Origin of the sequence: Capnocytophaga sp. H2931 (assembly GCF_002302535.1) — a bacterium.
Classification (GTDB): Bacteria; Bacteroidota; Bacteroidia; order Flavobacteriales; family Flavobacteriaceae; genus Capnocytophaga; species Capnocytophaga canis.
The window spans coordinates 1758700-1771613 of record NZ_CP022381.1 but is presented as its reverse complement, the minus strand read 5'-3'; the positions used below and the strand labels follow the sequence as shown (position 1 = coordinate 1771613).

The following is a 12914-nucleotide window of genomic DNA, read 5'->3' as shown; positions in this document are numbered from 1 at the left end:
TTGAAACCACATAAGAATATTAGGAGAATTCAACTTGCTAGTTGTAAATAAAAAAGGGGCTATAACTATAAACACGGTTACTTCGGAAAGTCTACATTTTCAAATAAAAATCCTTTGTAAGAGAAATATACGCTTCCGTGTACTGACCTCGACCTTTTTCAATTACCAATAAATCAGAGGTATACTCCCCCTTGTTTTTGATAAAAGCAATCAAGCTACGTTTCAATTCGCTCTGTTCATTACCTTTGACACGAGTGATTTTCTGAGGAAATAATCCCTTACTTTGAGCTAAATTTATAAACCTTTCTTCTTCCTGAAATGGAATAATGACTGAAAAAACACCTTCATCGCTAAGTAATTGCACTACTCCATCCATAAGAGTCTCGAAAGGCAATGAGTCTTCAAAACGAGCTTTGTTCCTTGCCAACGAATTGGTTTTATAATTTTCAGTATAGAACGGCGGATTTGAAATAATTAGGTCATATGGCTCTTCTCCTTGCATTTCTTCAACAAATTCTTGAAAGGAAGCAAAATAACAAAAAAGCCTGTCACTCCATGGACTATTTTCAAAATTTTCAGTACATTCAATGAATGAACTTTCATCAATTTCAACAGCATCGATGGTCATTGCCTCGGAACGCTGTGCCAACATCAAGGACAAAACTCCTGTCCCTGCACCAATGTCTAATATACGATGTGGAAAATGATCAACAGACACCCATGCCCCTAAAAGTACATTATCTGTACCTATTTTCATGGCACTTTGGGATTGCAAAACTGAAAATTGTTTGAACTTGAAAATCATTTGAATAATGAGTCACGACAATTAAACAAACAAAAACGCCTCCTTATTGATTACTTTTTGAGAAAAGTAATCAATTGAGTTTTCCATTAATTCTGTGATAAGTCCTTTTTTGAAAGGTTGCATCGCATAGTGGATAGGACAAGGAAATTCTTCGGAACAAGCCTTAAGCCCCATAAAACAGTTTGAAAAATTTTCAACATCATCCAAATTTTCAATAATTGTGATCAAAGGAGCTTGTTTTTCATGATCTGCCAACCAAAATCCTCCTTTTGGCCCTTTAGTGGAGCTAATAACTTTCTTTTTAGCCAAAGTCTGCAAGATTTTAGCCAAAAAAGGCGATGGTATATTTAATTTTTTGGAGATTTCCTTAGTTCCTATCTTATTACTCTCTGAGCCATTAATCGCCAAATAAATAACAGCATTAATGGCATACTTACTAGGGTTGGAAAGCATATTTCTTTATCATCTACATTAGCGGACAAAGGTACTACTTTTTATTTGATTTGTAATTATTTTTCGTATTTTTGTCCAATAATAACCTAAAAACGCTTCTTACACATGACACACAAGGCAGGGTTTGTAAACATAATTGGAAATCCAAATGTAGGAAAATCAACTTTAATGAATGCTTTCGTTGGCGAGAAACTTTCCATCATAACCTCCAAAGCTCAAACCACCCGACACCGCATTTTCGGAATTGTTAGTGGCGACGATTTTCAGATAATTTTTTCTGACACTCCAGGAATTATCAAACCTGCTTATGAATTACAACATTCAATGATGGATTTTGTAAAAAGTGCTTTTGAAGATGCTGATGTGTTAATATATATGGTTGAAATTGGTGAAAAAGAACTGAAAGACGAGGCTTTTTTTGAAAAAATAAACCGTATGCAAGTACCCGTGTTGCTTTTGATCAACAAAATAGACAAATCATCACAAGAAACTTTGGAAAACCAAGTAGCTTATTGGAAAGAAAGAGTTCCTAAAGCCGAAATTTTCCCCATTTCTGCCTTGGAAGGCTTTCAAACTGCAGAAGTTTTTAATCGCATTATAGAATTATTACCCGAATCACCTGCGTTTTTCCCAAAAGATCAACTGACAGACAAACCCGAACGTTTTTTCGTTAATGAAATCATTCGAGAGAAAATATTGATAAACTACAAAAAGGAAATCCCTTATGCAGTAGAAGTAGAAACAGAGTCATTTGTCGATTCAGAACATATTATTCACATTCGAGCCGTGATTATGGTGGAGCGCGAAACCCAAAAAGGAATCATCATTGGACATAAAGGGGAAGCCTTAAAAAAAGTTGGCACACAAGCTCGAGCTGATCTGGAAAAATTTTTCGGCAAACAAATTCATATTCAAATATTTGTGAAAGTGAACAAGGATTGGCGTTCCAACTCTCGACAATTGCGACGCTTCGGATACAGCCAGTAGATTTATATGATATAAAAGAGTAAAAAGCTCCAGCAACTCAAATTATTCAACACTTTTTTACAAACCTTTTATAACATAAAATGTAGCTTACATCATTTTAAAAACTAGCGATTCTCTTTTTTTTGAAATAAATTTATATCTTTGCACAAAAAAAGAAACAGTATGTTAGCTAATAGTATATTTTTAGGAATTGCAGGGCCTTGGCAAATTGCAGTGGTTGTTATCCTTATTCTTCTTCTTTTTGGAGGTAAGAAAATACCTGAGTTGATGCGTGGATTAGGAAGTGGCATCAAAGAATTTAAAGATGCAACCAAGGAGCCAAACAAAGATGAAACTAATTCTTCAATAGAGAAAAAGCAGGAGTAATTAATTCTTTGAAGACAGTCTTTTCGCAAAGCATTTTTTGCATAAAATTATCGAAGATAACTATCCGGAAAAATCTTTTTCAGGCTAAATACAGATGCGAATACCGTAAAATCTTGTGATAAACTAAAACTAAGATGTTTGAGCTAAAGTTTTTCGGATAGTTTCTTTTCAACGATTTCCTACAAAACAATCCATTTTGAATTTATCGAATTCTTCATCGAAAGTCGAGGCTTTCGACCGTTTTTTTTCTCAACGACTTTTGCAGTGGTACAATAGCGAAAAAAGAGATTTGCCGTGGCGACAAACCACAGATCCTTATAAAATATGGCTATCCGAAATCATCCTACAACAGACCCGTGTTGCACAGGGATTGCCTTACTATGAGCGTTTTACAAACCATTTCCCCTCTGTTTTCGACTTAGCAAATGCATCCGAAGAACAGGTACTGAAGCTATGGCAAGGCTTAGGATATTATTCCCGTGCAAAAAACCTACATCACACCGCTAAAACGATTGCTTTTGACCTCAATGGAAATTTCCCTACAACACATAAGGAATTATTGAAACTCAAAGGCATAGGTGATTACACAGCAAGCGCCATTGCATCTATTTGTTTTTCAGAATCTTGCGCTGTTGTTGATGGAAATGTTTATCGAGTTTTAGCCCGTGTTTTTGGCATAGAAACTCCTATCGACACTACCTCAGGTATTATTCAGTTTAAAAAATTGGCTACCAAACTATTAGATCCAAAAAATGCGGGAGTTTACAACCAAGCTATTATGGAATTCGGAGCGATACACTGCAAACCACAACTGCCTATGTGCGAAAGTTGTGTCTTTTCAGACAAATGTGTTGCTAAAAATCAAAGTAAAGTAGAAAGGCTACCCGTAAAAATTGGGAAAACAAAAATACGAAAGCGTTATTTTAACTACATCGTACCTATTGATAATCAGAAGCATACAATATTGAATAAACGTAACAATAAAGATATCTGGCAAGGATTGTATGAATTTCCACTCATAGAAACTGAAAAACCTTACTCGGAAGCAGAAATAAAAGCCGAAATAGATAAGATATTCGACTGTATAACAGATATTTACCTACATAAATACGAAAAGATTCACAAATTATCACATCAGCATATTCACACTCAGTTTTGGATAATCTCCATGGAATATTCATTGAAAAATAGCATTGATAAAGAGGAAGTTAAAAACTATCCTGTATCGGTTTTAACAGCAAATTTCTTGAAAGAATTTTGGTTTTTTAGAAATTAATTGTACTTTTGTCGAAAGCCTCAACACATTTTTTATCTATTCGATTGGACAGAAGCTTGGATTCAAGTGTAGAAAGAAACAAAATAAAGCCCCATCAGCAAGACAAAAATAAAAAAATTATTATCCGTTTTGTGTGTATGAGAAAAAGGAAATAATTTATTGTCTAATTCTTCTAACCAAAAACGATTAGAAAATACAACATAAACCCTTAAAAATTGAATACTATGAGTGCAGGAACATTAAACAAAGTGATGCTTATTGGGCGTTTGGGAGATAAGATAAAATTGACCTATTTTGAAGGAGGTAATTGTGTTGGACGTTTTTCATTGGCAACCAATGAGGAATATACCAACAAAGCAACCAATGAGAAAGTGGTTGAAACAGAGTGGCATACGGTAGTGGTTCGCAACAAACAAGCTGAAATTATTGAAAAATATACCAACAAAGGTGATTTGATTTATGTTGAAGGACGGATAAAAACTCGTCAATGGCAAGCCGAAGACGGAACAACTCGTTATACAACCGAAATCTATGCCAACGAATTTACGCTTCTGCCGAACAGCCGAAAGGAAGAAAAATCAGAGAAGAAATCACCTGCGGATGACGTAAATAAAAGTCTGCCTTTTTAAAAACATTGTTTAACTAATATTAAAATTTTGGACTCAGAGCCTCCCCTTACCTTACTTTTGATGCCGTTAATGGCAGTGGAAACTATTGCGTTGCAATTTAGTATGCTTGATTGGAATATTATTTTGCAATTTGCTGTTTTTTTAATACTCTTAGGTTGTTCTGCCTTGATTTCAGGGTCTGAAGTGGCACTTTTTTCACTTTCACCAACCGAAGTGAATAGCCTCAACGATGGAAAATCGGCAGTGGGAGGCATTATCGCTCGCTTGGTCGAAAATCCAAAGAAATTGTTGGCTACAATATTGATTTCTAATAATTTAGTAAATATTTCCATTATCTTATTATTCGTTGATTTAGGAGATTTCCTCTTCGGAAATATTGAAAGCGAAATCCTGCGGATGATTTTAGATGTAGGAGTTGTTACATTTATGATTTTACTCTGTGGGGAAATCGTCCCGAAGATATATGCAAACCGGAATAACATCCTTTTTTCCAAAACTGTGGCATATCCAATTTATGTTTTGGATACGCTTTTCACTCCGTTGAGTGTTCCGATGAAAGGATTTATATCTGTGATTCATAGCAGATTCGGAAAGCAATCTACACATATTTCTGTTGGGCAATTGTCACAAGCCTTAGAGTTGGCATCGTCTGATGACACGACTAAGGAGGAAAAGAAAATTTTGGAGAGTATTGTTTCATTCGGAAATACAGAAACTCGCCAAGTGATGGTTCCTCGTATTGATATTTTTGCATTGAGTGAAACCCTGACTTTCAAGGAAGTAATCACCGAGATTGTGCGAATGGGCTATTCGCGTATTCCTGTTTACAACGAAAGTCTGGACGATATCACAGGGATTATCTACATCAAGGATTTACTTTCTCATTTGGAAAACGACGATTTCGACTGGCTAACTGTTAAGCGCAAGGCTTTTTTTGTCCCCGAGAACAAAAAATTAGACGATTTGCTCAGCGAATTTCAGGAGATGAAAATACATTTAGCGGTGGTAGTTGATGAGTATGGTGGCACTTGTGGGATTATTACTTTAGAAGATATCATAGAGGAAATTGTCGGAAACATAAACGATGAGTTTGACGATGAGGATGTTATCTACTCCCAAATTGACAAGGACACCTACGTTTTTGAAGGAAAAACAGTGCTAAAAGATTTCTATCGGATTATGCAACTAACAGATGAAGAGGAACTTATATTTGAGGAAAAAGAAGGAGAAGCAGAAACCTTAGCTGGTTTTTTGTTAGAAATTGCGGGGGATTTCCCTCAGAAAGGTGTTCCTATTGTATTTGAGAACTACCAATTTACTGTTCAGGAATTTGACAAAAAACGTATAAAACAAATCAAAATACACAGAGAGAACAATGCGTAGTTTATTATTTATCACATTGATTTTCACAATATTAAGCTGTGAAGAAACGGTGTTACCAAAACCAAAGGCTGCTCTTCGATTGGAATACCCACAGGCGGAATATAAAAGCTATGCTAAGGACTATTGCCCATTTGAATTTGAAACTAACACTTCTGCATTTGTGAGAACTAAGAAGGATGATTCATGCGACTTTGATATTGAATATCCCGCAATGAAGGCTACTATTTATATATCATATAAGAAAGTAAAAGACAATATTCGCCATTTGTTGCGCGATGCTCAAAAGTTTACATTTGAACACACCATCAAAGCAGACAATATTGCTTCCAATCAATTCGTAAACGATTCTACTCGCGTGTATGGAATGTTTTACCAAGTTTATGGCAATGCAGCTTCACAGGCTCAATTCTACGCCACTGATAGCACCACACATTTCATTTCGGGTTCGGTCTATTTCAAAGTAGTACCTAACTATGATTCAATTCAACCCGCAAGCCATTATTTGGAAAAAGATGTTCGCCGAATTATGGAAACCCTACGATGGAAATAAGACAATATACATGGAAAAATAATAGCATGTGAAAAACACTTCTTTTCAAAATATTTTCACAATTAATAGAAAACAACCTGAATACGCGAGAAAAACAAGATGATAGAGAAAAAAGATATTAGAGCATTAAGCAAAGTAGAGTTACGAGATTTCTTTGTAACCCATGGAGACAAGGCTTTTCGTGGAAATCAGGTATATGAATGGCTATGGAATAAAGGTGTGCACTCCTTTGAGGCTATGACCAATTTACCGAAACAAACTCGTGAAATGCTTGAAAATCATTTTTCGATAAACCATATTCAAGTGGACGTGATGCAACGAAGTGCTGATGGAACTATCAAAAATGCGGTTCGCCTTCACGACGGATTATTGGTAGAATCGGTATTGATTCCTACCGATACTAGAACCACAGCTTGTGTGTCAAGTCAGGTAGGATGTAGTTTGAACTGTAAATTTTGTGCTACAGCCAGACTAAAACGTATGCGTAATCTACAGCCTGACGAAATTTTCGATCAAGTAAAAGTCATTGACAATCAAAGTCGTATATTTTTCAACCGTCCCTTGTCAAATATTGTTTTTATGGGAATGGGCGAACCTCTAATGAACTACAACAACGTGCTATCGGCAATCGAAAAAATCACTTCCGATGAAGGATTAGGAATGTCGCCCAAAAGAATAACGCTTTCGACTTCAGGAATTCCGAAACTAATCCGAAAAATGGCAGACGACGAAGTCAAATTCAAATTAGCGGTATCATTACACTCCGCCATTGACGAAGTACGAACATCCATAATGCCATTTAACGAAAACTTTCCTTTATCAGAACTTCGTGAAGCTTTGGAATATTGGTACCGAAAAACTAAAAACAAAATCACCTACGAATATGTAGTATGGAAAGACATCAACGACAAGAAAAAAGACGTAGATGCTTTGATAAAATTTTGTCGTTTTGCTCCTTCCAAGGTAAATTTAATTGAGTACAACCCTATTGACGATGGTGACTATCAACAAGCGGACAGCTCCGCCATTGACATGTACCAAACTATGTTGGAAAATGCTGGGATTACGGTTACCGTTCGTCGCTCTCGAGGCAAAGATATTGATGCTGCCTGTGGTCAATTAGCTAACAAACGATGAAGTGGTATGGAAAGGTTTTAAATAGTTTGGTTCGAAATAGGCAATATCCTCAAAACAAGCATTTCTATATCTTTCCTCTGCATACGGAATCATATCTTTTGCCTGTGGATACTTATCACTAACAAAGACTGCATTAGGGTGATTACATATGGCAGAAAATTTCATTGCTCCATCTCCCAAAAAGGTAACTTTTCCTTTATTTAACCACTCTTGATAGCTGTTTTCATCAAGTATTTTTGCTTGAGTTGCTTCTAACTCATTGTTATTTTTATCAAAAACAGCACTATACACCTCCATACGTCGAGCATCCAACATAGGAATAACAAACTGACTGTCAGAAATTTGTTTAGCCAACACCTGTAATGTAGGTACAGAAATTAAAGGAACACCCAATGCAAAGCACAAACCTTTAGCAGCTGACACACCAATCCGCAATCCTGTGTAAGAACCTGGGCCTCCACTGATAGCAATAGCATCTATTTCTTTCATCGGAAGATTTGCATCAGCAAGTACTTTTTCAATAAAAAGATGTAATGTTTCGGCATGTGTAAACTTACCTTTATTTTCCGATTCTTCGGCAATTGATACCCCATCGCGAGCAACTACTACCGAACAATTAATTCCCGATGTTTCTATACAGAGAATGTTCATTTTTACATTTGATTTTGTATAACAAAAATATTTCCTATGTAACAATACTGTTTACAAAGAAATACACTTCGATTTGAATGAGACTGAGCGAAGAGCCTTTTTTTGGAATTTTTAGAAAAACATTAATATTCAACATTTTTACAAATACATTCTTCTTTAAAATAGACCTTTTCGGACAGTCTCTTCTACTATTTTGAATACCTTATGCCAATAGAATTTGTTCGAAATTAATCATTATAAGTTGAAACCTCGCTCAAAAAATCATACAACAAGCGAATACCAACACCTGTCCCACCAGCTTTGAAATAGCGGAAAGGAGCGTTCAAAAACGCAGTTCCTGCGATATCGATATGTACCCAAGGATAATTGGTAAAATGTTCTAAAAACTTCCCAGCTGATGAAGCTCCTCCTTCGGGATTTCCTAAGTTTTTGATATCGGCAATGGGAGATTTTAAATCTTCTCCGAACTCATCCCAAAAAGGAAGTTCTACCAAACGCTCAAATACCTTATCCCCAGATCGTTGTAAACGTTTTTTGATTTCATCGGAAGCATTCCCCATAAAAGCACTACCGTAGTGTCCCGTAACGCGAGCCGCAGCTCCTGTAAGTGTAGCTAAATCAATAACCAATTCTGGGTTCAAACGCTGTGCATAAGTCAAAGCATCCGCTAAAATAAGCCGTCCCTCAGCATCTGTATTCTTAATTTCAACAGTCATTCCGTTCATCATTGTCAACACATCATCGGATACGATAGCATTAGAGTTTATTCGGTTGTCGGTGGCAGGAATTAGCCCTACTACATGCAGTGGCAATTGATTTTTGGCTACGGCACACAACAAGCCTACTACAGCTGCCGCACCCGCCATGTCGGCCTTCATCGTATCCATGTAATTTCCAGGCTTGATGTTATAACCTCCCGTATCATATACTACACCTTTCCCTACAAACACATAAGGTTGTTGATTTTCAGCATTTTTAGGCTTCCATGTAAGAATATTAAAAGTAGGAGGCACTTCACTACCCGCATTCACACCCAATAATCCACCCATCTTCAAATCTTGGATTTCTTGCTTACGGAGTACACTAACCTCAAATCCAAAATGCTTACTGAGAACTTCGATCTCTTCGGATAAACGCGTGGTTGTCAATGCCAAAGGAGGTTCGTTTACCAAATCACGAGCAACTGCAACCGATGCCAACAAATTATTAAACTGAGTAAGTTCGGTTACTGGTAAATCAACGTATACAGATATTTCAGGTTGAGAATCTTCCTTAGTTTTATACTTATTAAACTGGTAGTCAGACAACTGCATCCCTTCCAAAACACACATTGTGAGGTCTTTATCTGCTGATGAATGAATATAAACTTCTGTATATTTTTCTTTTTTAAAAGTAGTAAGAAGTTCGTTTCCAAGTTGTCGAGCTTTTTCTCTTTCGGCATTAGTATCTTTCCCTTTTTCAAGTAGCAAAACAACCACTAAGGGTCGTTCTAATAAAGGGAATGCCACTACTACATTTTGCTGTTTTTCAGTATGTTTTTTCAAATATGTGTGTAAAAAATCAGGCGTTTGCTCTACTTCGGTAGCAATGTAAGCTGTTACATCACCTATTTGCTGATTTTGTGTAGGATATATTTTCATGTGATATTCTGTACAAAAAGAGCGTATCTAAAATACGCTCTGAATGATTATTTATTTTCTTCTGTTGCTTCTTCGCTAAGAGCTTCGGTTTCTGTTTCTTCTAAAAAGCCTTTTTCAAGCAGTAAGTTGTACCATTGGATTACCTTTTTGATATCACTTGCATACACACGATCTTCATCATAGTTCGGAAGTACACTGAAGAAATATTCCTCTAATTCTGCTCCACTTGACTTGTGGGTAACTGGAGTTTTTCCACTATTTTCTTTGTCTTTTATATTTTTAAAAACCTGTGAAAGAGGCACTTCTTCCTCCAATGTGTATATAGCTATTTCTGAAAGTAGGCTCACATTATCGCGGATTCCGATAGAAATTCTCTTCCCGTCCAAAAGTGAAGTTGCTAAAAATCCTGTACGCGTTTGGGACTCTAAGTGGTACAATCCTGGTTTGCCTGAAATAGCTAATATTTTGTTTAATTCCATTTTTTATATTTTTTTATTAATGATTATCTTCGTTATAGACAATAAAAATTTGAGAACTTATTTTGTGAAAATCCTAAGAACTCTGAACTATTTTCTTCTTACATCCGGAAATCGCATACGATAATCGACATTCACTTTACCTTTGCTGATGTCAGTCAATTTCCCTTGTAGGATTCGTTTTTTGAATGCCGACAGCTTATCGGTGAACAACACTCCTTGTATGTGGTCATATTCGTGCTGGATAATTCTCGCTGCCAACCCATCTACCGTAAGAACTTGAGGCTGAAAATTTTCATCTAAATATTCAATAGTTAATCGCTCATGTCGTGACACGTCTCCACGCACCCCTGGAATGCTCAAACAACCTTCGTTAAAACTCCATTTGTCACCTGTTTCCTCAATGATTTTAGCATTGATAAACACCTTACGAAAGTTTTCCAAAAAGGTTTGTTCTTCCTTTGTTAGTTCGTCATCATCAGCAAATGGAGCTGCATCAACCACAAACAAACGAATGGGCAATCCAATCTGTGGTGCCGCTAAACCAACACCCCTACTAGCTTCCATAGTTTGGAACATGTTGGATATCAAATCTTTAAGATTGGGATAGTCTGCAGAAATATCCGTACACATCTTTCGGAGCACAGGATCGCCATAAGCTACAATCGGTAAAACCATAATCTTTCAATGTTATAAGAATGCAAATGTAAACTTTTTCCGTAGAATGACAATTTGTTTGATAAAAAATCGTTATTTTCTGCTTCTATTTTTTTTCGTAATTTCTCTGCAATGGTTCCTATTTGGCAAAAATTAGAAACTCTTTAAACAAAATATCCACACCAAAAATAACACTAAAAGTAGAAATTTTTATAAATTCGACACATTCGATTCCTTATCCGATTCCACTTGATAAGTAAACTTAACCTTCTTATTTTCATTAGGTTTCAGCTGTATTCTCCATTGTAGCTTTCCTTTGGAAGCATCGAAAGTTGCATTATCTGACGACACCAAGTGGACTTTAATTTCTTTATTGGTGCTTAACGGAATCTGATCTTCAACTTCAATCTCTACCAACTCACGCTTGTTGTTCTGCATCGTAATTTCATAGGTAAAAGTCTGTACCTTTTTAGAGCTAAAAGATTTATTTTCTGTATTTTGGGACACCAACTTTCGGTCGATACGGATATTTCTATCTTTACCTAAGCTCAACGTTAGTTTTTTGGATGCGTTTTCTGGGTTAATAACTGTTTTCCCTACATACATACCTTCAAAAATCAAATTTGCCTCACCTCGCAACAGATTGTATTTACCATAATCTTGAATCTCTCCTACCAAATAAGCTCCTAAATCATATTTTGGAACCGTATAGTATTTATACGTCGCTGGGATTTCGATTGTTCGCAGTGCAACACTGTGCTTTTTTGCATTGGAAAGAATGGTGTAAGGCAAATCTATATCAAATACGGTATTGAATTGGGTTTCGTTTACCACTACCACATCTTGAAGTGATTTTTCTTCTAACATAATATCTTGTTCAACCACTTCATTTAACTGCTTTGTTTCCATATTTTTAGAAAAAGCAGCCCTTTGTCGAACCATGGGAGCTGGTTGTGCAGGTTTGTCATAATTAATAAACCATGGACTTAACACCGGAGCTGTAGTTTGTTGATTCACATAACCACTAGACAAACTCAACTTAACATTATTCCAATCCACTCCTGTGCTTTGCGACACTCCTGCGTTGTATTTTAGCGTTATCGGAGCATTAATTTTTTCAGAACGAACCTCATAAAAAGGACTCCAACGTGCTTGGTAAGAAATATAATTCAACTGAAAAGGCACTTTTCCTTCCGTTTCGTTCATTACCTGCAGAATGATTTTCCCTCTATTATTGACATTTTGCGAAGAAGCTGTTCCCATTCTAAATTTGAGTAACCCGAGTTTTTTTTGCAATCTGTCACTTTCTTCTGAAAGATCATTGAGTTGTTTTTCAAGTTCAAATCGTTTTGATTTGTGATAGTCCAACAACTTAGAAAGTTCGGCTGTAGTCATATTTTGATTTGTTAACTGTTGGTTCTTATCAAGTATTTCTAATGATTTTTGGACAGATTTTCTCAATAACGCATTTTTTTTGATTTCTTTCTCAGTATTTTGAATACTATCCCAAATGGGACGAGCTGTATCCGACACAAATTGCTGATCATAGCCCACCACAGGTTGATTTGAAAACTGAACAGACAAAATTGTAGCTGTTTTTGCAGATTTTATCTGTATTGAACTCTCATCCAATTGATTAGCAACATTCATAATCACCACTTCTGATGTCCCTTTTGGGAGTGCCAAATTTGCCGATTGCTGAATTTCAGCCCCATTAAAATAGAGTTGAACACGTTCTGCTTTAGCATGCGTAAACACCGTCTGTGCCTTTAACACACTGAATAACAAGGTTATAAAACCCAAAAAAACACTCAATATAACTCGTTTCATATTTTTATCTTTTTATGTTTGATATTTATATATGTATTTGGCAATACAATAAACGTGCCTTTTATTATTTTTAG

The 12914-nt window shown here is 36.1% G+C and carries 14 protein-coding genes; 7 read left to right on the top strand and 7 right to left on the bottom strand.

Annotated elements, in window-relative coordinates; all coding sequences use genetic code 11:
* Positions 1 to 91: 91 nt before the first annotated feature.
* Positions 92 to 805: a tRNA1(Val) (adenine(37)-N6)-methyltransferase gene (locus tag CGC52_RS07615; RefSeq protein WP_095893996.1), complete on the bottom strand. Its 714-nt coding sequence runs from the start codon at positions 803 to 805 to the stop codon at positions 92 to 94.
* Positions 806 to 826: 21 nt separating this feature from the next.
* On the bottom strand, positions 827 to 1258 hold the full coding sequence (locus tag CGC52_RS07610; RefSeq protein ID WP_042343925.1) for an Rrf2 family transcriptional regulator: 432 nt from the start codon (positions 1256 to 1258) through the stop codon (positions 827 to 829).
* A gap of 105 nt (positions 1259 to 1363) precedes the next feature.
* On the opposite strand from CGC52_RS07610, the gene era reads away from it, so the two are divergent.
* From era to rlmN, 7 genes are all read left to right on the top strand, one after another.
* Positions 1364 to 2245 (top strand): GTPase Era, encoded by an 882-nt coding sequence (era, locus tag CGC52_RS07605; RefSeq protein ID WP_095893995.1) that lies wholly within the window; start codon positions 1364 to 1366, stop codon positions 2243 to 2245.
* Positions 2246 to 2407: 162 nt separating this feature from the next.
* On the top strand, positions 2408 to 2611 hold the full coding sequence (gene tatA, locus CGC52_RS07600; RefSeq protein WP_042346262.1) for a twin-arginine translocase TatA/TatE family subunit: 204 nt from the start codon (positions 2408 to 2410) through the stop codon (positions 2609 to 2611).
* Positions 2612 to 2807: 196 nt separating this feature from the next.
* Entirely contained in the window at positions 2808 to 3887 is a 1080-nt protein-coding gene (gene mutY, locus CGC52_RS07595) for an A/G-specific adenine glycosylase (RefSeq protein ID WP_172914707.1), read from the top strand.
* Positions 3888 to 4111: 224 nt separating this feature from the next.
* On the top strand, positions 4112 to 4516 hold the full coding sequence (locus tag CGC52_RS07590) for a single-stranded DNA-binding protein (RefSeq protein WP_095893994.1): 405 nt from the start codon (positions 4112 to 4114) through the stop codon (positions 4514 to 4516).
* 60 nt (positions 4517 to 4576) lie between these two features.
* Positions 4577 to 5899, top strand: coding sequence for a gliding motility-associated protein GldE (gldE, locus tag CGC52_RS07585; RefSeq protein WP_369800718.1), 1323 nt, complete (start codon positions 4577 to 4579; stop codon positions 5897 to 5899).
* Positions 5892 to 6449, top strand: a complete 558-nt coding sequence (gene gldD, locus CGC52_RS07580) for a gliding motility lipoprotein GldD (protein WP_095893993.1) — start codon at positions 5892 to 5894, stop codon at positions 6447 to 6449. The genes gldE and gldD overlap by 8 nt, the downstream gene beginning before the upstream one ends.
* 99 nt (positions 6450 to 6548) lie before the next feature.
* On the top strand, positions 6549 to 7586 hold the full coding sequence (gene rlmN / locus CGC52_RS07575; protein ID WP_042007798.1) for a 23S rRNA (adenine(2503)-C(2))-methyltransferase RlmN: 1038 nt from the start codon (positions 6549 to 6551) through the stop codon (positions 7584 to 7586).
* On the opposite strand, the gene tsaB is transcribed toward rlmN, so the two are convergent.
* From tsaB to CGC52_RS07550, 5 genes are all read right to left on the bottom strand, one after another.
* A complete protein-coding gene (gene tsaB / locus CGC52_RS07570; protein WP_095893992.1) occupies positions 7569 to 8237 on the bottom strand; it encodes a tRNA (adenosine(37)-N6)-threonylcarbamoyltransferase complex dimerization subunit type 1 TsaB in 669 nt (222 codons plus the stop codon). The genes rlmN and tsaB overlap by 18 nt on opposite strands.
* A gap of 227 nt (positions 8238 to 8464) precedes the next feature.
* On the bottom strand, positions 8465 to 9877 hold the full coding sequence (locus CGC52_RS07565) for a M17 family metallopeptidase (RefSeq protein ID WP_095893991.1): 1413 nt from the start codon (positions 9875 to 9877) through the stop codon (positions 8465 to 8467).
* A gap of 47 nt (positions 9878 to 9924) precedes the next feature.
* Positions 9925 to 10356 (bottom strand): DUF5606 domain-containing protein, encoded by a 432-nt coding sequence (locus tag CGC52_RS07560; RefSeq protein ID WP_042007792.1) that lies wholly within the window; start codon positions 10354 to 10356, stop codon positions 9925 to 9927.
* A gap of 87 nt (positions 10357 to 10443) precedes the next feature.
* Positions 10444 to 11031, bottom strand: coding sequence for a peptide deformylase (gene def / locus CGC52_RS07555; protein ID WP_042007790.1), 588 nt, complete (start codon positions 11029 to 11031; stop codon positions 10444 to 10446).
* A 189-nt stretch (positions 11032 to 11220) separates the two neighbouring features.
* Positions 11221 to 12840 carry a DUF4139 domain-containing protein gene (locus CGC52_RS07550; protein ID WP_095893990.1) on the bottom strand — a complete coding sequence of 540 codons (1620 nt, stop codon included), beginning with the start codon at positions 12838 to 12840 and terminating at the stop codon, positions 11221 to 11223.
* Positions 12841 to 12914 lie beyond the last annotated feature (74 nt).

Coding starts and splice junctions, on each gene's coding strand:
- era (WP_095893995.1), top strand. CDS start 1,364: ATGACACACAAGGCAGGGTTTGTAAACATAATTGGAAATCCAAATGTA.
- CGC52_RS07550 (WP_095893990.1), bottom strand. CDS start 12,840: ATGAAACGAGTTATATTGAGTGTTTTTTTGGGTTTTATAACCTTGTTA.
- def (WP_042007790.1), bottom strand. CDS start 11,031: ATGGTTTTACCGATTGTAGCTTATGGCGATCCTGTGCTCCGAAAGATG.
- tatA (WP_042346262.1), top strand. CDS start 2,408: ATGTTAGCTAATAGTATATTTTTAGGAATTGCAGGGCCTTGGCAAATT.
- tsaB (WP_095893992.1), bottom strand. CDS start 8,237: ATGAACATTCTCTGTATAGAAACATCGGGAATTAATTGTTCGGTAGTA.
- gldE (WP_369800718.1), top strand. CDS start 4,577: ATGCCGTTAATGGCAGTGGAAACTATTGCGTTGCAATTTAGTATGCTT.
- CGC52_RS07590 (WP_095893994.1), top strand. CDS start 4,112: ATGAGTGCAGGAACATTAAACAAAGTGATGCTTATTGGGCGTTTGGGA.
- CGC52_RS07565 (WP_095893991.1), bottom strand. CDS start 9,877: ATGAAAATATATCCTACACAAAATCAGCAAATAGGTGATGTAACAGCT.
- gldD (WP_095893993.1), top strand. CDS start 5,892: ATGCGTAGTTTATTATTTATCACATTGATTTTCACAATATTAAGCTGT.
- CGC52_RS07615 (WP_095893996.1), bottom strand. CDS start 805: ATGATTTTCAAGTTCAAACAATTTTCAGTTTTGCAATCCCAAAGTGCC.
- CGC52_RS07610 (WP_042343925.1), bottom strand. CDS start 1,258: ATGCTTTCCAACCCTAGTAAGTATGCCATTAATGCTGTTATTTATTTG.
- CGC52_RS07560 (WP_042007792.1), bottom strand. CDS start 10,356: ATGGAATTAAACAAAATATTAGCTATTTCAGGCAAACCAGGATTGTAC.
- rlmN (WP_042007798.1), top strand. CDS start 6,549: ATGATAGAGAAAAAAGATATTAGAGCATTAAGCAAAGTAGAGTTACGA.